Source organism: Sphingopyxis terrae subsp. terrae NBRC 15098, assembly GCF_001598815.1.
Classification (GTDB): domain Bacteria; phylum Pseudomonadota; class Alphaproteobacteria; order Sphingomonadales; family Sphingomonadaceae; genus Sphingopyxis; species Sphingopyxis terrae.
Window position 1 is genome coordinate 53,895 of the sequence record NZ_BCZQ01000018.1, and the last position, 18,613, is coordinate 72,507.

At 66.1% G+C, this 18,613-nt stretch carries 19 protein-coding genes; 15 read left to right on the forward strand and 4 right to left on the reverse strand.

The genetic code is table 11. The annotated features are described in order from the left end of the window. Nucleotides 1-86: 86 nt before the first annotated feature. Nucleotides 87-1,328, reverse strand: coding sequence for an MFS transporter (locus STE01S_RS11765; RefSeq protein WP_003050241.1), 1,242 nt, complete (start codon nt 1,326-1,328; stop codon nt 87-89). Between the two features lie 51 nt (nt 1,329-1,379). On the opposite strand from STE01S_RS11765, the gene STE01S_RS11770 reads away from it, so the two are divergent. The 5 genes from STE01S_RS11770 (at nt 1,380) to STE01S_RS11790 (ending at nt 5,555) form a co-directional block, all read left to right on the forward strand. After that, entirely contained in the window at nt 1,380-1,766 is a 387-nt protein-coding gene (locus STE01S_RS11770) for a hypothetical protein (RefSeq protein WP_156416824.1), read from the forward strand. 77 nt (nt 1,767-1,843) lie between these two features. Then, a complete protein-coding gene (locus STE01S_RS11775; protein ID WP_003050246.1) occupies nt 1,844-2,146 on the forward strand; it encodes a hypothetical protein in 303 nt (100 codons plus the stop codon). 194 nt (nt 2,147-2,340) lie between these two features. Next, the gene (gene guaB, locus STE01S_RS11780; RefSeq protein WP_058813334.1) at nt 2,341-3,798 is read left to right on the forward strand and encodes an IMP dehydrogenase; all 1,458 of its coding nucleotides are present in this window, start codon (nt 2,341-2,343) and stop codon (nt 3,796-3,798) included. Between the two features lie 9 nt (nt 3,799-3,807). Beyond that, the gene (locus STE01S_RS11785) at nt 3,808-4,998 is read left to right on the forward strand and encodes an RNA methyltransferase (RefSeq protein WP_062767851.1); all 1,191 of its coding nucleotides are present in this window, start codon (nt 3,808-3,810) and stop codon (nt 4,996-4,998) included. A gap of 32 nt (nt 4,999-5,030) precedes the next feature. Continuing rightward, nucleotides 5,031-5,555, forward strand: a complete 525-nt coding sequence (locus STE01S_RS11790; RefSeq protein ID WP_003050253.1) for a tetratricopeptide repeat protein — start codon at nt 5,031-5,033, stop codon at nt 5,553-5,555. A gap of 70 nt (nt 5,556-5,625) precedes the next feature. Here STE01S_RS11790 and mtgA read toward each other — a convergent pair whose 3' ends face one another. From mtgA to STE01S_RS11805, 3 genes are all read right to left on the reverse strand, one after another. Continuing rightward, nucleotides 5,626-6,333 carry a monofunctional biosynthetic peptidoglycan transglycosylase gene (gene mtgA / locus STE01S_RS11795; protein ID WP_062767853.1) on the reverse strand — a complete coding sequence of 236 codons (708 nt, stop codon included), beginning with the start codon at nt 6,331-6,333 and terminating at the stop codon, nt 5,626-5,628. Between the two features lie 97 nt (nt 6,334-6,430). Next, nucleotides 6,431-7,333: an RNA polymerase sigma factor RpoH gene (gene rpoH / locus STE01S_RS11800; protein WP_003050258.1), complete on the reverse strand. Its 903-nt coding sequence runs from the start codon at nt 7,331-7,333 to the stop codon at nt 6,431-6,433. A gap of 78 nt (nt 7,334-7,411) precedes the next feature. Beyond that, nucleotides 7,412-8,368 (reverse strand): RluA family pseudouridine synthase, encoded by a 957-nt coding sequence (locus STE01S_RS11805; protein WP_062767855.1) that lies wholly within the window; start codon nt 8,366-8,368, stop codon nt 7,412-7,414. Nucleotides 8,369-8,487: 119 nt separating this feature from the next. Between STE01S_RS11805 and STE01S_RS11810 the strand changes: the two genes are divergently transcribed. The 10 genes from STE01S_RS11810 to STE01S_RS11855 all read left to right on the forward strand — a co-directional run bounded on the left by STE01S_RS11810 (nt 8,488) and on the right by STE01S_RS11855 (nt 18,593). Further along, nucleotides 8,488-9,132: a histidine phosphotransferase family protein gene (locus STE01S_RS11810; RefSeq protein ID WP_003050265.1), complete on the forward strand. Its 645-nt coding sequence runs from the start codon at nt 8,488-8,490 to the stop codon at nt 9,130-9,132. Between the two features lie 62 nt (nt 9,133-9,194). Then, nucleotides 9,195-11,597, forward strand: a complete 2,403-nt coding sequence (locus tag STE01S_RS11815) for a chemotaxis protein CheA (protein ID WP_062767857.1) — start codon at nt 9,195-9,197, stop codon at nt 11,595-11,597. Next, nucleotides 11,594-12,031 carry a chemotaxis protein CheW gene (locus STE01S_RS11820; protein ID WP_120649320.1) on the forward strand — a complete coding sequence of 146 codons (438 nt, stop codon included), beginning with the start codon at nt 11,594-11,596 and terminating at the stop codon, nt 12,029-12,031. The genes STE01S_RS11815 and STE01S_RS11820 overlap by 4 nt, the downstream gene beginning before the upstream one ends. Before the next feature lie 71 nt (nt 12,032-12,102). Continuing rightward, a complete protein-coding gene (locus tag STE01S_RS11825; RefSeq protein WP_003050271.1) occupies nt 12,103-12,477 on the forward strand; it encodes a response regulator in 375 nt (124 codons plus the stop codon). A gap of 8 nt (nt 12,478-12,485) precedes the next feature. Continuing rightward, nucleotides 12,486-13,601, forward strand: coding sequence for a chemotaxis-specific protein-glutamate methyltransferase CheB (cheB, locus tag STE01S_RS11830; RefSeq protein ID WP_003050274.1), 1,116 nt, complete (start codon nt 12,486-12,488; stop codon nt 13,599-13,601). Continuing rightward, complete coding sequence (locus STE01S_RS11835) at nt 13,598-14,455, forward strand: CheR family methyltransferase (RefSeq protein ID WP_120649319.1); 858 nt, start codon at nt 13,598-13,600, stop codon at nt 14,453-14,455. The genes cheB and STE01S_RS11835 overlap by 4 nt, the downstream gene beginning before the upstream one ends. 66 nt (nt 14,456-14,521) lie before the next feature. Further along, nucleotides 14,522-15,211, forward strand: coding sequence for an N-acetylmuramoyl-L-alanine amidase (locus STE01S_RS11840; RefSeq protein ID WP_062768003.1), 690 nt, complete (start codon nt 14,522-14,524; stop codon nt 15,209-15,211). Between the two features lie 272 nt (nt 15,212-15,483). Then, entirely contained in the window at nt 15,484-16,407 is a 924-nt protein-coding gene (locus STE01S_RS11845; protein WP_058812772.1) for an alpha/beta fold hydrolase, read from the forward strand. Between the two features lie 193 nt (nt 16,408-16,600). Next, entirely contained in the window at nt 16,601-17,398 is a 798-nt protein-coding gene (locus STE01S_RS11850; RefSeq protein ID WP_082813314.1) for an AraC family transcriptional regulator, read from the forward strand. Then, nucleotides 17,367-18,593 carry a low temperature requirement protein A gene (locus tag STE01S_RS11855; RefSeq protein ID WP_062767861.1) on the forward strand — a complete coding sequence of 409 codons (1,227 nt, stop codon included), beginning with the start codon at nt 17,367-17,369 and terminating at the stop codon, nt 18,591-18,593. The genes STE01S_RS11850 and STE01S_RS11855 overlap by 32 nt, the downstream gene beginning before the upstream one ends. The last annotated feature ends 20 nt before the right edge of the window (nt 18,594-18,613 follow it).

Sequence of the window (18,613 nt, forward strand, 5' to 3'; positions counted from 1 at the left end):
GTGTGGTCATACCCGCTTTAACGGGCGCTTGCTTCGGCCTTTAAGGTGGCGCGGCGCGTCTTTTGTACCGGTACGGACAAAAAATTTCAGGGGATCACGCGGCCGTCGTCGCGGCGCGGCATCGGGGCGATGAGCGGGAGCAAAAGACCGGTAAAAGTCAGCCATCCAGCCGCGGTAAAAAGCGCCGTCGGCAGGTCGGTCAGATCGGCGAGCGTCCCGAGCAGCCAGGCGCCGAGCGCCATCGCGCCGAAGGTGACTGCCTGATAGATTGACAGGCAGCGGCCCAAAATCTCTTCGGGCGAGCGGAGTTGCATCGCCACGTTGAGCGTGGTCAGTGTCGAAACCCAGGCCGCCCCGGCGACAAAGGCGGTCGCCAGCAGCGGCGGCAGCGTCAGCGCCGTGGCCGCCGGCACCATCGCGGCGGCAAAGACCAAGGACGCGATGCTGACAACCCGGTCACTGCCCCAGCGTTTCCGGGCTTCGCCGACCCAGAGCGCGGCGAAGATCGACCCGGCGCCGAACGCGGCGAGGCATAGGCCGTAGATGATCTCGGTTCCGTGCAGCCGATCGCGGACGAGCGAGGGCAGCAGCGCCGAAAAAGCAGCGCCTGCGATGCCGAAGGCAAAGCCGCGCGTCAGCACGCGGCGCAGCGGGCTCGAGCGGGCGCAATAGCCGATGCCGATCGCGATCGCGCCCAATATGGGGGTGCGCCGCGGCGGCGTGACTTCGGGGTGCCAGCGCAGCAGGACGACGATCAGCGCCAGATAACTGAGCGCATTGATCCCGAAGGCGGTCGCGGGGCCGGTCAGCGAGATGAGCAAGCCGCCAAGCGCCGGGCCGGCGCTGCGCGCGAGGTTGAAGGCGACGCTGTTGAGCGTGATCGCCTGCGGCAGATCCTTCGGCCCGACCTGCAATCGCACCGATGCCTGCCATGCAGGGCCGTTGAGCGCGGTACCGCACCCGACCGCGAGCGTGAAGCCGAGCAGCAGCAGCGGCGTCAGCGCCCCCATCCACGCCGTGACGGTCAGCGCTGCCGACACGATCAGCATCGCGCTTTGCGCCGCCAGCATGATCCGGCGGCGATCGAAATTGTCCGCGATTGCCCCGGCAAAGACGCCGAGCAGCATGATCGGGATCGTCGCGCTCGCCTGCACCAGCGCGATGAGCAGATGCGAGCCGGTGAGTTCGGTCATCAGCCAGGCGGCGCCGACCGATTGGATCATCGACCCGATATTGGACGCCAGATTGGCGATCCAGATCGCGCGGAACGCAGGATAGCGAAAAGGCGCGAAGGGAGAGGATGCCCGGGGTGTCGTTGGCGCGTTCACCCCTCCGCGCTAGCTTTTGCGGCCGCGAGACGCAATATGGAGGCGATGCGGATGTTCGATTCCGACCTGCGCCGCCGTGTTGGCGTCTTCCTGGCGTGGCTGGCGCTCGTTGCGCTCGGCGCGGGCGGCCTCGTGCGTGATGCCTCAGCCCCGGCCCGGCTGGTCGATCAAACCGCCGCCGCCATCGCGGGAGCGCCCTACGATGGCGGGCATCCTTTCGTCCGTGCCGGCGGCCTTACGCTCAGCGCGCATTATCGCGCCGGCGACGATGACCGGCATCCGGTGGGCGGCGATCCCGCCACGCTGTCCGCCGCGCCGCCAGCATTGCCCGCCGTCGGACTGTTCCGGCCCGACTTCGGCCGGGTCGCCGCTGGCTGGACTCACCGTGCTGCCGCGGCGCCCTATTCGGCGCGCGCGCCGCCGATGATTGCCATCTGATCGACGGGCCGTGCGCCGCCGTGCGCCGGCCGATCCTTGCCCCCAGTGCGGAGGGCGATCATCGATGGAATTTGAACATGACCGAACCAATTGCCGCCGGGCCTCCGCTCGGCGCCGACGCGCTGCGCGCCGAGGATATATTTCGCCGTTATCCCGATGTGTCCGAAGAGGAGGTCGCGCACGCGCTCGCCTTTCTCAAGACCGGACGTCATCTCGAAGTCGGACGCGTCACCGGAACCCCTGATCTGCGCGCGAATGTTGCGGCCTTTCGCGCCCGGTACGGTGCGAAGCTAACATTGGGCGTTGCCGACTATCTGAAGTTCGCGGTCGGCGTGACGCTGTTTATCGGCGGGCTCTTCCTCGTGCTCGGGCGCTGGTAGGGGCAGGGCGGCGGGGGCGCGGACTGTCAGCCGCAATCCCGCCGCCTTTTCGCGCCGCTGACCGGCGCAAATATTCCTGCGCCGCCCACTGGCGCGCCGGGAATTGACTGGTTACATGGGCCGCCACCGAACGAATCGCGTGTGCCGCCCGCCGCCGCGGGGTCAGGCGCCGCCCGCACCAGAAAGTGGCACCCATGGAAATCTTCACCGGCCTGACCTTCGACGATGTGCTGCTGGTGCCAGGCCCGTCGGACATTCTGCCCTCCGACGCCAATCTGTCGACCCGGCTGACCAGCGAGATCAGCCTCAACATTCCGATCCTGTCATCGGCAATGGATACGGTTACCGAGGCCGACATGGCCATCCTGATGGCGCAGATCGGCGGCATCGGCGTCCTCCACCGCAATCTGACCGTCGAGGAACAGGCCGCCGCGGTGCGCCAGGTGAAGCGCTTTGAAAGCGGGATGATCGTCAATCCCATCACCATCACGCCCGACGCCCCCTTGTCCTATGCCACCGCGCTGATGGCGCAGCACCGTATTTCGGGGATTCCGGTGGTCGAGACCGGCGGGAAGCTGGTCGGCATCCTCACGCACCGCGACGTGCGCTTTGCCGATAATCCGGGCCAGCCGGTGCGCGAATTGATGACCGCGGAGAATCTGGCGACGGTCCGCGCGGGCGTCAGTCAGGAAGAGGCGCGCAAGCTGCTCCACCAGCGGCGCATCGAAAAGTTGCTCGTCGTCGATGAGGATTATCGCTGCATCGGCCTGATCACCGTCAAGGATATGGAAAAGGCGGTCAACTTCCCCGATGCGACCAAGGACGAGAGCGGCCGGTTGCGCGTTGCCGCCGCGACCAACACCGGCGACACCGGGGTCGAACGGGCCGAGGCGCTGCTCGATGCCGAATGCGATCTGATCGTGGTCGATACCGCGCACGGTCACAGCAAGATGGTTGGCGCGACGGTCGAGAAGATCAAGAAGCTGTCGAACCGGGTCCAAGTGCTGGCCGGCAACGTCGCGACCGGTGAAGCGACGCGGGCGCTGATCGACGCCGGCGCTGACGGGGTGAAGGTCGGCATCGGCCCGGGATCGATCTGCACGACGCGGATCGTCGCCGGGGTCGGCGTGCCGCAGCTCACCGCGATCCTCGACAGCGTCGAAGTTGCGGCCAAGCATGGCGTTCCGGTCATCGCCGATGGCGGTTTGCGCACCTCGGGCGACATCGCCAAGGCGCTGGCGGCCGGGGCGTCGAGCGTCATGGTCGGATCGCTGCTCGCCGGGACGGCCGAGGCGCCGGGCGAAACCTTCCTTTACCAAGGACGCACCTACAAGAGCTACCGCGGCATGGGCAGCGTCGGGGCGATGGCACGCGGCAGCGCCGACCGCTATTTCCAGCAGGACATCAAGGACCAGATGAAGCTGGTTCCCGAAGGCATCGAAGGCCAGGTACCGTTCAAGGGCGCGGCGAAGGATGTCATCCACCAGCTCGTCGGCGGCGTGAAGGCGGCGATGGGTTATACGGGCAGCCGCACGCTGCCCGATTTCCGCGAGCGCGCCAAATTCGTGCGCATCACCAATGCGGGCCTGCGCGAAAGCCATGTCCATGATGTGTCGATCACGCGCGAGGCACCGAATTATCCGGCGGGCTGAGGCCATCGCATGACCCCCGCCGCGCGCGTCCAGACCGCGATCGAGATTCTCGATACCATCGCTGCCGCGGCGCGCGAGGGCGGTGCGCCCGCCGACGCCCTGTTTGCCGAGGCGATGCGGGCACGGCGCTATGCGGGATCGAAGGACCGGCGCGCGATCCGCGGCCACGTCTATGACGCGATCCGCGCGGTGCGGTCGGTGCCGGTGTCGGGGCGCGCGGCGATGCTCGCGCTCGCCGACCGCGATCCGGCGCTCGCGGCGCTGTTCGACGGATCGCCTTACGGGCCCGCGCCGATTGCCAGCGACGAGCCGCGCGCCGAAACCGGCGTCGCCGCGCCGGCGCTCGCCGAATTGTTCGATCCGCTGATCGATGGCGCGGAAGAGGCGGCCATGCTCGAACGCGCGCCGCTCGATTTGCGCGCCAACCGCCTGAAGGCGTCGCGCGACGGGCTTGCCGAACTTTTTCCCGAGGGGCGCGCGATCGAGGGCACGCCCGACGGCTGGCGTCTGCCGCCCGAAACCGCGGCGATCCAGCATCCCGCCCATGAAAACGGCGCGTTCGAGGTGCAGGATGCGGCGAGCCAATATGCGGCGGCGGCGCTGGGTGCCCAAGCGGGCGCACGCATCGTCGACCTGTGCGCCGGGGGCGGCGGCAAGGCGCTCGCTATTGCATCGTTGACCGGCGATGCCGCCGACATATTGGCATGCGACGTCAATCGCGCGCGGCTCCAGCAATTGCCGCCCCGTGCGGAGCGGGCGGGGGCAACGCGGATCGAGACGCGCCTGCTCGATCCGGGGAAGGAAGCGGCGATGCTGGCCGATTGGTGCGGCAAGGCGACGCATGTTTTCGTCGATGCACCCTGTTCGGGCAGCGGCACCTGGCGGCGCAGCCCCGAACTGCGCTGGCGGCTGACGCCGGCGCGCCTCGACCGCCATATGGCCGATCAGGCGAACCTGCTCGCCATCGGTGCCGATCTGGTGGCGCCGGGCGGCAAACTCCTTTATGCTGTCTGCTCGATCATCGCGCGCGAGGGGCGGGCACAGGTGCAAGCGTTTCTGGACCGACATCGGGGCTGGACCGCCGACAGTGGCTATTTGCCGGACGGCATCGCGCGCGCCGCGGGCGCGGGCTATCTGTTCACCCCGGCGCACGACCGATGCGACGGCTTTTTCCTCGCACGGCTGACCGCGCCATGTTAGCGTCGCCGCAAATGAAGCGATGGGAGAATGCGATGCGCATCAGTTTACTGGCCCTTGGCGCCGGTCTCGTTCTGGCCAGCCTGCCTGTAGCCTCCGATGCGCAGCGTGCCGACAATGATATCCTGCCCCAATCCGTAGCGCTGATGAACCAGGGTCAGGCGGCGCAGGCGAAGGGCGATCTCGACGCCGCGATCGACGCCTATGAATCGGCGCTTGCCGCCGACCCGCGCAACCGTTCGGCGATCATCGCGCTTGCGCAAGTCGCGCGCGCGCAGGGCCTGCCGGGCAAGGCCATCGGTCTTTATCGCGAGGCGCTGCTGCTCGAACCCAACGACATCGCCGCGCTGGCGGGGCAGGGCGAAGCGCTCGCTGACAAGGGCGCGATCGAACTGGCGCGCGAAAAGCTCGCCGACGTCCAGCGGCTGTGCAAGGATAAATGCCCGCAGGTCGCGGCGCTCGAAAAGGCGATTGCCAATGGCGACACGAAGCGCGTCGTCGCGGCAGAGGCAATCACGCCCAAACCCGTCGTCGCGACCGTGACTCCCAGCCAGAACTGAGGCAGCCAAAACTGAGGCAGCCAGAACTGAAGGCAGCCAGAACTGAAGGCGGCGCGCCGCTTGCGCTCCCCTATTTATAGATGCACGCGTCCAGACCATCGCGCCGGACCTGGCCGATGCGCGCGGCGATCATATTGCCGTAACGGCGTGTGAAGCCCGAGGGGCTGATTGCCTCGCGCTTTTTGGGGAGCGGCAGGATCGCGGCAATGCGCGCGGCCTCGGCCGGGCTGAGGCGGTTCGCGCCATGGTTGAAATAGCGCCGAGCGCCCGCTTCGACGCCATAAGTGCCGATCCCCGTCTCGGCGACGTTCAGATAGACTTCCATGATCCGCCGCTTGCTCCAGAAGGTTTCGATCAGGAAGGTGAACCACACTTCCGGCACCTTGCGCAGATAGCGGGTCCAGCCGCTGCCCTGCCACAGAAAGACGTTCTTTGCCGTCTGCTGGCTGATCGTCGACCCGCCGCGCAGCCGCTTGCCCTTGGCATTCCGCTCGATCGCATCTTCGATGGCTTCGGTGTCAAAGCCGTTATGGGTGCAGAATTTTCCGTCTTCGGCGGCGATGGCGGCGCGGACCATGTTGCGGTCGATCGCCGAAAGGCTCGTCCAGTCCTTGGTGATGCCGTTGCTGTCGGCGAGCATGGTGAAGGTGACGGGCGGCGGCACCACCGCATAGACGAGCACCCACGCCGCCGACCCTATGGCGAACCATAGGAGCCATTTGAAGGGGCGCAGATACCAGGGGAGCGTGCGCTTTCTTGCGCGGGATCGGGATGCCATGCCGGGCAAATTAACCGCTCGCGCGCCTGAGGCAAGCGCGCGATCGGAACAAGACCGCTAACCTCGCCCCCGCCGGGGCGGGAGCAAGGAAAAGCGTTCAGGCGCCGATAAGGCGGCGTTCACCGGCAAGCTTGAGCATCGCCTTTTGCAGTTTTTCGAAGGCACGCACTTCGATCTGGCGGACGCGTTCGCGGCTGACGTCATAGACCTGGCTCAGATCCTCGAGCGTTTTCGGGTCGTCGGTCAGGCGCCGTTCGGTCAGGATGTGACGTTCGCGCTCGTTGAGCGTTGCGAGCGCTTCGGTGAGCAACTCGTGCCGCACGTCGCGTTCCTCGGCCTCGGCCACGCGCTCGTCCTGAAGCGGGCCTTCGTCGCCGAGCAGGTCCTGCCACTGGCTGTCGCCATCCTCGCCCATCGGCACGTTGAGCGACGTGTCGCCGCCCATCGCCATGCGGCGGTTCATGCTGACCACCTCATCCTCGGTGACGCCCAGATCCTTTGCGATCTTGGCGACGTTTTCGGGGCTGAGATCGCCGTCCTCGAACGCCTCGAGATTATTCTTCATCCGGCGCAGGTTGAAGAACAGCTTCTTCTGGGCCGCGGTAGTGCCCATCTTCACTAGGCTCCACGAGCGCAGGATGAATTCCTGGATCGAGGCGCGGATCCACCACATCGCATAGGTGGCGAGGCGGAAGCCGCGTTCGGGGTCGAATTTCTTCACGCCCTGCATCAGCCCGATATTGCCTTCGCTGATCAGTTCGCTGACCGGCAGGCCATAGCCGCGATAGCCCATCGCGATCTTAGCGACGAGACGCAGGTGCGAGGTGACGAGCTGCGCCGCAGCTTCGCTGTCGCCATGCTCCTGAAAGCGCTTGGCGAGCATATATTCCTGCTCGGGCGTCAGAAGCGGAAATTTGCGGATTTCGGCCAGATAGCGGTTCAGGCTCGCCTCACCGCCGAGCGCGGGCACCACTGCCGGAACATTGCTTTTGTTAGCCATGGAGAGTGTCTTCCCTAAAACCTGAAAATATCCTGCCGCGATTGCCTTTCGCGGTCAAAATAGATTTTCATTCGAAACCTAAACGCGCAGTTCATCGATCAGTTCCCGCATGTCCGCTGGGAGTTCGCTGTCGAGCGCGATGCTGTTACCGGTCACCGGATGAATAAAGCCCAAATGGGCTGCATGCAACGCCTGACGCGCAAAATGGCGGGCTTTAAGCAGATCCGAAAGCGGCTTTCGGGCGCGCCCATAGACCGGATCACCGACGAGCGGGTGGCCGATATGCGCCATATGGACGCGAACCTGATGCGTGCGGCCCGTTTCCAGCCGGCATTCCACCAAAGTTGCGTCCCGCAGCGGCTCGATCGTCCGGTAATGGGTGATCGCATGTTTGCCGCGGCCCGGCTCGACCACTGCCATCTTCTTGCGATTGACGCTCGACCGACCGAGCGCGGCCTCTACCGTGCCGTTGGCGGGCATCGGGCGACCGGTCGCGATCGCGAGATAGCGGCGGTCGATGCTGTGCGCGGCGAATTGCTTCGCCAGCCCCTCATGCGCCTTGTCGTGCTTGGCGGCGACGATCAGTCCGCTCGTATCCTTGTCGATGCGGTGGACGATGCCGGGGCGCGCGACGCCGCCGATTCCGGACAATTGTCCGGCGCAATGATGGAGCAGCGCGTTGACCATCGTGCCGTCGAGATTGCCGGCGGCAGGATGAACGACCATCCCCGCGGGCTTGTCGACCACGATCAGATGCTCGTCCTCATAGGCGATGACGAGATTCATGTCCTGCGCCACATTATGCGCGGGAGCGGGGGCGGGCAGGCGCAGTTCGAGCTTCGCCGGTGCGGATGCCTTGGCGGCGGGATCCCACAGGATGCGCCCGCCAGCATCGGTAACGCGGCCGCCCTTGATCAGCGTCTTGACGCGCTCGCGCGACAGGCTGGGCAAAGCCTCCGCCAGCGCCCGGTCGAGCCGCAACCCGGCCGCGCTGTCGCCCAACGCCACGGTCAGAATGTCGTCGTCCCCCTTCATTGGTCGTCATGTGGCCCCGTCCGGGCAATATTCAAGGGGATGGCGCTTGCCCTGAAGGGGGCCGCTGCCCTAGGAGCGGCGGTGCCGGAAACTGCCGAGCTTGGGGAGCCACTGCATCCATGACCGACGATCGCGTCGATTTCGCCTCGATGATGGCCTCGCGCCTGTGTCACGACCTGCTGAGCCCCGTCGGGGCCTTTGCCAACGGCCTCGAGCTGCTGGCCGATGAAAAAGACCCCGAGATGCGGGCGCGGGTGCTCGACCTGCTCGAACAAAGCGCACGGACATCGGCCGCGAAGCTGAAATTCTTCCGGCTCGCCTTCGGATCGGCGGGCGGCTTCGGCGAAGCGGTGCCGCCGACCGAGGCCAAGGGCGCGATCGAAGGGATCATGGCCGACCGCCCGATCACGCTCAACTGGATGATCGGCGAGGACGCGCTGCCCAAACCGGCGGTCAAGATCATCCTCAACCTCGCGCTGATTCTGGTCGATGCGCTGGTCCGCGGCGGACGGCTCGACATCGGCTGCGAGCGGCAGGGCGAAAATATCGAGATTGCGTTGCATGCCGAGGCCGAGCGCATCCTGGTCGATGCCGACGTCGAACGCATCCTTGCGGAAGGCGAGGCGGCGGCCGCGATGACCTCACGAACCGCTCCCGCGGTGCTCGTTCAGGCGGTGGCGGCGCAGAATAACGGCACCGTGATGCTGGCGCGCGAAACGCCGACGTCTTTGCTCGTCGGCGCGGTGCTGCGGCCCGCCGGGTAAAGCGCTCCTTAACCATTGTCGGTCATGGTTGCGCCTTGATTTTGGGGCGCAGCGGAACCGCGATGGACGATCTTCTGAACGATTTTCTGGCTGAAACGTCGGAAATCCTTGCCGATGCCGGCGGGGCGCTGGTCGTGTGGGAGGCCGATCCCGCCGACCGGGCGCAGCTCGATTCCATCTTTCGGATGATGCACACGATCAAGGGAAGCTCGGGCTTTCTGGCTTTGCCGCGCGTGACCGCGCTTTCGCATGCTGCCGAAGAGGCGCTCGACCAGGTTCGCCGCGGTCATCGCGCGCCCGACGCTGCGCTCGTCACCGGCGTGCTCGCCATCGTCGATCGACTGTCGATGCTGTGCGAGCGGTTGGCGAGCGAAGGCGCCGAGCCGGCGGGTGAGGATGGCGACGTTATCGCCTCCCTGTCGGGCGATGCGCCTGATCCGGTGCAGGCGGACGCGGCACCCGCGGTTCCGGCGGCGATCCGGATGCGGCGCGACGACGATATCATCACCGAATTGCAGGGCTGGCGGTCGATCCGCGTGCCGCTGCCGCTGCTCGACAGCGTGATGACGGGGGTTACCGACATCGTGCTCGCACGCAATGAATTTGCGCGGATGCTGCGCGAGTCTGGAGCCGATGCGGCACTGATCGGCGCGTTCGACCGCCTTTCCGATTCGATCGCGGGGATGCGCCAGTCGGTCAGCCAGATGCGGATGCAGCGTATCGACAAGCTGTTCGCGCCGCTGCCGCGCATCGTGCGCGATCTGGCGCAGGAACTGGGCAAGAAGGTCCATTTCGATACGAGTGGCGGCGAGGTCGAGCTCGACCGCGAGATGATGGAGAATATCCGCGATCCGCTGATCCATATCGTCCGCAACGCCATCGATCACGGGATCGAGGGGCTCGACGAGCGGGTCGCAGCGGGGAAGGATATTACTGCCACCATCAGGGTTTCGGCGCGCCAGTCGGGCAATCAGATCGAAATCGAGGTGCGCGACGACGGGCGCGGCCTGTCGCCCGACGCGCTGGTTGCCAAGGCGATCGCCAACCGGCTGCTCTCGGCGGCCGACGCTCGGACGCTGACGCCGGCTGAAAAGCTGGAGCTGATCTTTCGTCCGGGCTTTTCGACCGCGGCGCAGATCACGGAAATTTCCGGCCGCGGCGTCGGCATGGACATCGTCAAGGCGAATGTCGAAAAGATCGGCGGCCTCGTCGAACTGCGCAATGAAGAGGGGCGCGGCCTGTCGGTGTTGCTGCGCGTTCCGATGACGCTGACGATCATTTCGGGGCTGATGGTGCGCGCAGCAGGGCAATATTTTGCCATTCCGCGCGGATCGGTGCGCGAAATCCTGCTGGAGACGAACGACAGTGTTCGCATCGAGCGGCTCGGTGGCGGCGAAATCGCAACGGTGCGCGGCGAGCAATTCCCCTTGCTGCGGCTCGAGGATGTGCTGGCGCGTCAGCGCGGCGACGACGACGATGTCGACGACCGCGCGCTCGTCATCATCCGGCCGGGGCAGGGGCAGAGCTATGCGCTCAGCGTCGCGGCGATCCACGACCATGAGGAACTGGTCATCAAGCCCGCCGCGCCCATGATCATGGCGACCGGCCTTTATGCGGGCACCACGCTGCCCGACAACGGCCGGCCGGTGCTGTTGCTCGATGTTCAGGGGCTGCTCGCGGCGTCGGGCGTCGATGCCGGTGAAGCCGGCCGCAGTCAGGACCGCGCCGACGAACGCGAGGCGCAGGCCGAACGGGCGCGCAACGCGACGCAATTGCTGCTGTTCCGCGAGGCCGCCGGCCGCACGCGCGGCGTCCGCCTGTCGGTGATCGAACGGGTCGAGGAAGTGCCGCAATCGGCGCTGTTCGAAAGCGGCGGCGCCGTTCGGGTGCAGGTCGGCGACGAGATATTCCCCGTCCACGCGGCAACGGTGCCGGCCGGCGAGGCGGCGGTGAAACTGCTGCGACTGTACGACGGCGATACCGTGATCTGTTACCCGATCGCGGCGGTGATCGACATCGTGCGCCTGCCTGACGTGGTTGAACCCGCGTCCGCGCCGGGCCTGATCGCGGGTGTGGTGCTGGTCGGCGGCGAGCCGGTCGAACTCATCGATCCTTTCTGGATCATGGAATGTCACGCCGGCGGCCGCACCGCTGTCGCGGGCCGCGCGCCGCTGTGCCGGCTCGTGGGCGATGCCGACGGGTGGGGCGAGAATTTCCTGGCGCCGCTGCTGCGCGGCGCGGGCTACCGCGTCGCCACCGCCGCCGACGCGGGCGAGGAGGCCGATGTGATGCTGTGCCTGACCGAAAGCGGACAGGGCTGCGGCCATGATGCGGGCGATCTTCCCGTCATCTGCTTGCGGTCGGCAGTGGTTTCGGCAAGCCCCGAGGGCGCGAGCGTCTATCGCTACGACCGTGCGGGCTTGCTCGCTGCGCTGCGCCGTAAGGTCGGAGGAGCGCGGTCATGATGGAAAAGCTGTATCTGATCGCGCGCATCGCCGACACGCGCGTCGCGCTGCGCTCGCGCTCGATCAACTCGGTCGTCACGGTCGGGGCGCCGGTCGAAGTGCCGGGCGCGCCGCCGCACGTCGCGGGCCTGTTCGCGCTGCGCAGCCGCGTCTTCACGCTGATCGACCCGCATGTCGTCGTCGGCCTGCCGCCGGTGGCGGTCGCGAGCGGGCAGCGGGTGATCGTCGTCGATGTCGCGGAACATGGCTACGCACTGCTTGCCGACGAAATCGAGGATGTGTGCTTCATCGACGCGGCCGAGACGCGCCTGGCCGGCAAGCTGATGCCGGGATGGGCGCGCGTCGCCGAAGCGATGATCGAGCATGAGGGCGCGTCGCTGCTCGTGGTCGATCCGTCGCATTTTATCGTACCGCCCGCGCTTAAGGCAGCGTGATGCGGGCCGTATTAACATAGTGGACACCCCTTCGCCGTAACGTGGCGTAAATTCCGGGGTCGGAGGAATAAATGTCGAAATCCTGTCTGGTCGTCGATGACAGCAAAGTCATTCGCAAGGTCGCGCGACATATTCTTGAAAGCATGTCCTTTTCGGTCGACGAAGCGGCCGACGGGCAGGAGGCGCTGACCTTCTGCCGCGCCAATCGGCCCGACGTGATCCTGCTCGACTGGAACATGCCGGTGATGAGCGGGATGGAATTTCTCGGCGCCTTCAACGATCTCGATTTCGGGATCGAGGAGCGCCCGCGCGTCGTCTTTTGCACGACCGAAAACAGCATCGACCATATCCGCGCCGCGATCGAGGCCGGAGCCGACGAATATGTCATGAAGCCGTTCGATCGCGAGACGCTGGAAGGGAAATTGCAACTCGTCGGCGTTGCCTGAGCCCGGACGTGTCGCTGCCCCAATCTTCGCTGACTGATCCCAGGGTCGAAACCGACATACCGGCGGCGCGCACGGTTCGCGTGATGCTGGTCGACGACAGCCTGGTCGTCCGCAGCATCCTTGAGCGCATTGTCGACGGTACCCCGGGGCTGACGGTGTGTGCCTCGGTCGCATCGGCGCATGATGCGCTTGCCTTTCTGGCGACCGAGCCCGTCGATGTCGTGGTGCTCGATATCGAAATGCCGGGGATGAACGGGATCGACGCGCTGCCGCATATCCTGCGCAGCGCCGTGAACGCCCGTGTCCTGATCCTCTCGTCGAACTGCGTCGAGGGCGGCCCGGCCGCGATCGACGCGCTCTCGCTCGGCGCGAGCGATACGCTGGCGAAGCCGGGGCGGGGCAGCTTTTCGGGTCGCTTCGCCGAGATTCTGACCGACCGCATCCTGTCGCTCGGCCAGCGGCAGCCGATCCCGCCCGCGGCGCGGCTCGCCCGCCGCGAAATTCCGCCACCGGCCCCGGTGGCATTCGATGCGGCGGCGCCGCTCGCCTGCATCGCGGTCGCGGCCTCGACCGGCGGCATTCCGGCGTTCACCAACTTCCTCGCCAATCTCGACCCGCGGATTTCGGCGCCGATCCTGCTGACCCAGCATCTGCCCGACGCCTTCATGGAATTTTACGCGCGCCAGATCGCGACGATGACGGCGCGCACCGTTCGCGTCGCGGCGGCGGGCATGCCGGTATTGCCGAACCATATCTATCTCGCCCCCGGCGATGCCCATCTGATGGTCGTCAATGCAGGGCGGCGGCAGGAAATCGCGCTCGATCGCCGTCCGGTCGACAATGGCTGTTGCCCCTCCGCCGACCCGATGCTGGCTTCGGTCGCCGATGTCTATGGCGCCGGCGGTGTGGCCGTCGTGCTGAGCGGCATGGGCCGCGACGGGGCGACCGGCGCGGCGCGACTGAAGGATGCGGGCGGCACGGTCCTCGCGCAGGCGCCCGAAAGCTGCGTCATCTGGGGGATGCCCGGCGCCGTTGCCAAAGCCGGGATTGCCGCGGCGACGCTCAACCCCGATGCGATCGCGCTGATGCTCGGCGCCTATCTTGGCGGCAGCAAAAAGTCATGATGGGCGGCGGCGCCAGCGAGTCCGCCTATCGCGTGCTGATGGGCGTGCTCGAATCGCGCACCGGCCAGACGCTGTCGCCGAACCGGATATGGCGGATCGAAATGTCGCTGAAGCCGGTGATGCAGCGTCACGGCATCGCCGATCTCGACGCGCTTGTCGCCGCGCTCGTCACCTCGACCAGCCGGCAACTGCTCGACGACACGGTCGATGCGATGCTCAACAACGAAACCTATTTCTATCGCGAACATAGTGTGTTCGATGACATAGCGAAGACCGCGCTTGAACATATTCGCGAAACCAATGCGGCCAAGCGGCGCGTGACGATCTGGCATTGCGGCGTGTCGACCGGCCAGGAAGCCTATTCGATGGCAATGCTGCTCGCCGAACAGGGCGAGCAATGGGCGGGGTGGCAGGTCGATGTCGTCGGCACCGACGTCAGCTACCATGCGATCAGCCGCGCGCGCGTCGGGCTGTACAGTCAGTTCGAGATTCAGCGCGGGCTGCCGGTGCAGCGCATGGTGCGATGGTTCGACCAGACCGAAGGCGGCTGGCTGGCCAAGGCCGACCTGAGGCGCCGGATCGACTTTTCGGTGCAGAATATGCTCGTCGATCGCCCGCCGCTTGCCAGCCCGGCCGATCTCATCTTTTGCCGCAACCTGTTGCTCTATTTCTCGCTGCCGATGCGGCAGAAGGCCTTCGCGCGGCTGCGTTCGGTCGCCGCGCCGCAAAGCTTTCTGGTGCTGGGGGCGGGCGAGACGGTGCTCGGCCAGACCGACCAGTTCGTGGCGAGCCGCCGCCTGCGCGGGCTTTACGAGCCCGCCGACCAGCAGGTGCGCGCGCCGGTCGCGGCCTGACCTTGCAATTTGCGCCCGACTGGCGCAAGCGAACGCAAGGCAGGGCAGGAACGGGCCGCGACACGCATGAGCGACTTTATCGAACGCTGGTCACCCAATTTCGACGAGCGCGCGCTGCCCATCTCGATGATCGTGCTGCATTATACCGGCATGAAGACCGGCGCCGAAGCCCTTGATCGGCTTGCCGATCCCGAGGCGAAGGTGTCGGCGCATTATGTCGTCAGCGAGGACGGCCAGATCACCCATATGGTGCCCGAGGACAAGCGCGCTTGGCACGCGGGCAAGTCCCACTGGCGCGGGATCAGCGACATCAATTCGGCGAGCGTCGGGATCGAGATCGTCAATCCCGGTCATGAATTCGGCTATGTTCCCTTTCCCGACCCGCAAGTCGCCTCGGTCGTGCGGCTCGTTCATCAGATCAAGGACCGCCACGCGATCACGCGCGGCAATGTCGTCGGCCATTCGGACATCGCGCCGACGCGCAAGCAGGATCCGGGCGAGCTTTTTCCGTGGGGCGAACTGGCGCGCCGGCGCTTGGCGCTGCCGCGGCCGACCAAGAAACTGACCGATCCGCTATGGACGGACGCCGGTTTCCTGCTCGCGCTCGAACGCTTCGGCTATGATGTCACCGACGGCTTTGCCGCGACCGTCGCCTTTCAGCGCCGTTTCCGCCCCGAACTGATCGACGGGACGATCGACGGCGAATGCCGCGCGATCCTGCTCGCACTGCTGCTGCCGCAGCCCGAGGGTGATTGATCGAGCGGGAGCGACTGGAAACGAACATCGTCTTCATCGTCATCCCGGATCAAGTCCGGGATAACGAAGGTATGAAAGTCCCGCTTCGATGTTGTGTACCCCGGCCTTCGCCGGGGTACACAAAGCGGTTCGCCGAAACGTCCGCCAACCACCCCAAAGCCGACAAATCGAAAATTTGCAGCGCTTGCTGTCACCACCCGCCATTTGTTGCAGCTTGCCAGGGCTCACGCGCTCGGCCAGACGGTTTTGAAATGAAACCAGAGGAGCGATGCATGAGCGGCGATTTCGATCAGGTGCGGGTCAGGCTGGCGACGGGGGTCGAGCTCGACGTTGTTGATATGGGGCCGCGCGATGCGCCGGTGCTGATCTTCCTCCACGGCTTTCCCGAATCGCACCGCACCTGGCGCTTTCAGCTGCCGCATTTCGCGCAGCATTTCCGCTGCATCGCGCCCGATCAGCGCGGCTATCGCGGGTCGTCGAAGCCGCAGGACGCCGCCTCCTACACCCCCGACAAGCTGATCGCCGACATCTTCGCGCTCGCCGATGCGCTGGATGTCGCCGATTTCACGGTCGTCGGGCATGATTGGGGCGGGGCGATCGCGTGGGGTGTGGCGCTCGGCGGTCAGACGGGGGGATTGCATCCCGAATGGTCGGGCCGCGTCACGCGGGCGGTCATCGCCAATGCGCCGCACCCTGCGATCTTTCAGCGCTTGCTGCTGACCAATGCCGAGCAGCGCGCGGCGAGCCAGTATATCCGTACCTTCCGCGATCCTGCCAGCGACGCGATCATCGAGGAGCATGGCATTGCGGGCATCCTGGCCCATGCCTTTGCGGGCAGGGTGCCGAGCGGCGGGATCCAGCCGCCCGACGAGATCGCCCGGCTGCTCAAGGATTGGGAGGATCGCGACACCTGCCGCGCAATGATCAACTGGTATCGCGGTTCGCCCGCCAATGTGCCCGCAATGGACGACCCCTATGCCGAGCCGCCCGCGATGCCTTTTCCGAAGCTGACGATCCCGACGCTGGTCGTCTGGGCGCTCGACGATGTCGCGCTGCCGCCGTGCAACCTTGACGGGATCGAGGAACTGGTGCCCGATATCACCATCGTGAAGGTGCCGGGCTGCGGCCATTTCGTGCCTTGGGAAGCGCCCGATGCGGTCAACGCCGCGATGGACGAATTTCTCGCCGCAAACTGACCCGGGTCGCCGTTTCGCGGAGCCCGAAAAACGGCGGACGACTGTAACAGTCGCCCGCCGGAGGCGTCGGTTTTGGGGTGCACCTTCAGTCCGTCCACTGGTTTGCGACCCAAAAACTGAAGGTGCGATTTAACCATAGATTTGGCCTATATTGCAGGCTTTCAGATTCTCCCGCATTCGGCATATTCGCTGGATGAACGCGGGAGAAGTCAGGGCAATCGCCAAGGTCGACCGGATCGACGGCCCGAGCAGTTGGACGGTGTCTGGCAATTGTCACATGCTGATCCTTTACGAAGCGGGCAGCTACCACTGGCTTGAAACATGGCTCGACGGACGGCGGACATCGCTGGGCGATCCGATCCCCGGCGAAATGTGGCTGGCGCCCTTCGGTCACGAATATCGTGCGACGGCGCAGGGCGGCGCGGTGCGGAGCATCGAGGTCGAAATTCCGCATCACCGGCTCGCCGTTTCGCCCCATGCGCGGGCGATCGCGGGGCATGATGATCCGGCGATGGCGGCTCTCGCCCGCGCGCTCGCGGCGGGCGATGCCGAGGCGGGCGACGCCCTGATCGCCGCGATCGCCGAACGGCTCGCGACCACGGCGACGCTTCCGGTGCAGCCGGGCATCGCGCGCCGTATCGACGATCTGATGCGCTATATCCAGAAGGGTCTCGAGACCCAGCTGTCGGTCCACGAGCTTGCCGAGGAAGCGGGCATGTCGGTCAATAATCTGATCGTCCAGTTCGCGCGCGCGACAGGCCGGACGCCGGCGCAATATGTGCTGCACCAGCGGTTGCGTCGTGCCTGCTGGTTCCTGCTCAACCGGCCGCTGAGCGTCGCCGAAATCGCCTTTGCAACCGGCTTTTCGAGTCACGCGCATCTTTGTGCTGTGTTTCGGCGCAGGCTTGCTATGTCTCCCGGCCAGTGGCGCAAACTTATGAAGGGGAGGGCAAGCGTCGATGGCGAGGACCAATCTGTTTCGGGCGCGTGACGCGCACGGCCATGCGCCGGTCACCTATATCGAGCTGTTCTTCGACCTCGTTTTCGTCTTCGCGATAACCCAGCTTTCGCACGGTCTGCTCGCGCATCTGTCGCTGATGGGGGCGTTGCAGGCGCTGATCCTGCTGTTCGCGGTCTGGTGGGTGTGGATTTACACGACCTGGGTTGCGAACTGGCTCAACCCCGACCGCGCCAATGTCCGCCTAATGCTGATCCTGCTGATGCTCGCGGGGCTCGCGCTGTCGAGCGCCATTCCCTATGCCTTCGGCAAGAATGGCTGGCTGTTCGCCGCGGCCTATTGTTCGATGCAATTGGGGCGGTCGCTTTATGTCGTCTGGGCAAGCTGGGGGATCCACGACGGGCGCGCCCGCAATTTCGCGCGCATCGCCTTCTGGTCGCTGCTCACCCTGCCCCTGTGGATCGCGGGCAGCTTCGCGGATGCCGAGGTGCGGATGCTGTGCTGGGCGGCGGCGCTCGCCATCGAATATGCCGGTCCCTTCGCTTTTTTTGCGACGCCCGGGCTGGGCCGGTCGAACGCGGCCGACTGGGACATCGCCGGGGCGCATATGGCCGAACGCTGCGCGCTGTTCATCATCATTGCGCTGGGCGAGGGGGTGCTCGTCACCGGGGCGACCTTTGCAACGTTGCCGCAGGACGCGCTCCACTGGACGGCTTTCGCGACCTGCTTTCTCGGCAGCGCGGCGCTGTGGTGGCTCTATTTCGACACCGGCGCGGTGCGCGGGAGCAAGCTGATCGAGGCGAGCGGCGACGCCGGGCTGCTCGCGCGCAATGCCTATACCTATTGGCATATCCCGATCGTCGCGGGGCTCGTCGTCTCTGCGGTCGCCGACGAAATGCTGCTCGCCCACGCCAAGGGGCATATCGAGCCGGCCTATCTCGCCGTTGCCGTCGGCGGCGCGCTGCTCTTCCTCGTCGGCAATATGGGGTTCAAGCGCGCGACGAACGATCGGCCGCTGCCGCCCTTTTCGCATATGCTCGGCTGCGCGCTGCTGCTCGCGATCGGCGCCGCGGCCTGGTTCGGCCATTGGCAGCCGCTGACGCTCGGCATGGGAATTTTCGGCGCGCTGTTGTTCACCGCGATCTGGAAATGGGGATCGCTCAACGGCGGCTGGCAGCGCTGGGCGCCGGGACTTGGCCGGCTATTCGGCGCCGATCCCGATGCCTAGCCGGATGTTTCAGGGGAGGA

Coding starts and splice junctions, on each gene's coding strand:
- STE01S_RS11770 (WP_156416824.1), top strand. CDS start 1,380: ATGTTCGATTCCGACCTGCGCCGCCGTGTTGGCGTCTTCCTGGCGTGG.
- STE01S_RS11775 (WP_003050246.1), top strand. CDS start 1,844: ATGACCGAACCAATTGCCGCCGGGCCTCCGCTCGGCGCCGACGCGCTG.
- guaB (WP_058813334.1), top strand. CDS start 2,341: ATGGAAATCTTCACCGGCCTGACCTTCGACGATGTGCTGCTGGTGCCA.
- STE01S_RS11785 (WP_062767851.1), top strand. CDS start 3,808: ATGACCCCCGCCGCGCGCGTCCAGACCGCGATCGAGATTCTCGATACC.
- STE01S_RS11790 (WP_003050253.1), top strand. CDS start 5,031: ATGCGCATCAGTTTACTGGCCCTTGGCGCCGGTCTCGTTCTGGCCAGC.
- mtgA (WP_062767853.1), bottom strand. CDS start 6,333: ATGGCATCCCGATCCCGCGCAAGAAAGCGCACGCTCCCCTGGTATCTG.
- rpoH (WP_003050258.1), bottom strand. CDS start 7,333: ATGGCTAACAAAAGCAATGTTCCGGCAGTGGTGCCCGCGCTCGGCGGT.
- STE01S_RS11805 (WP_062767855.1), bottom strand. CDS start 8,368: ATGAAGGGGGACGACGACATTCTGACCGTGGCGTTGGGCGACAGCGCG.
- STE01S_RS11810 (WP_003050265.1), top strand. CDS start 8,488: ATGACCGACGATCGCGTCGATTTCGCCTCGATGATGGCCTCGCGCCTG.
- STE01S_RS11815 (WP_062767857.1), top strand. CDS start 9,195: ATGGACGATCTTCTGAACGATTTTCTGGCTGAAACGTCGGAAATCCTT.
- STE01S_RS11820 (WP_120649320.1), top strand. CDS start 11,594: ATGATGGAAAAGCTGTATCTGATCGCGCGCATCGCCGACACGCGCGTC.
- STE01S_RS11825 (WP_003050271.1), top strand. CDS start 12,103: ATGTCGAAATCCTGTCTGGTCGTCGATGACAGCAAAGTCATTCGCAAG.
- STE01S_RS11835 (WP_120649319.1), top strand. CDS start 13,598: ATGATGGGCGGCGGCGCCAGCGAGTCCGCCTATCGCGTGCTGATGGGC.
- STE01S_RS11840 (WP_062768003.1), top strand. CDS start 14,522: ATGAGCGACTTTATCGAACGCTGGTCACCCAATTTCGACGAGCGCGCG.
- STE01S_RS11845 (WP_058812772.1), top strand. CDS start 15,484: ATGAGCGGCGATTTCGATCAGGTGCGGGTCAGGCTGGCGACGGGGGTC.
- STE01S_RS11850 (WP_082813314.1), top strand. CDS start 16,601: ATGAACGCGGGAGAAGTCAGGGCAATCGCCAAGGTCGACCGGATCGAC.
- STE01S_RS11855 (WP_062767861.1), top strand. CDS start 17,367: ATGGCGAGGACCAATCTGTTTCGGGCGCGTGACGCGCACGGCCATGCG.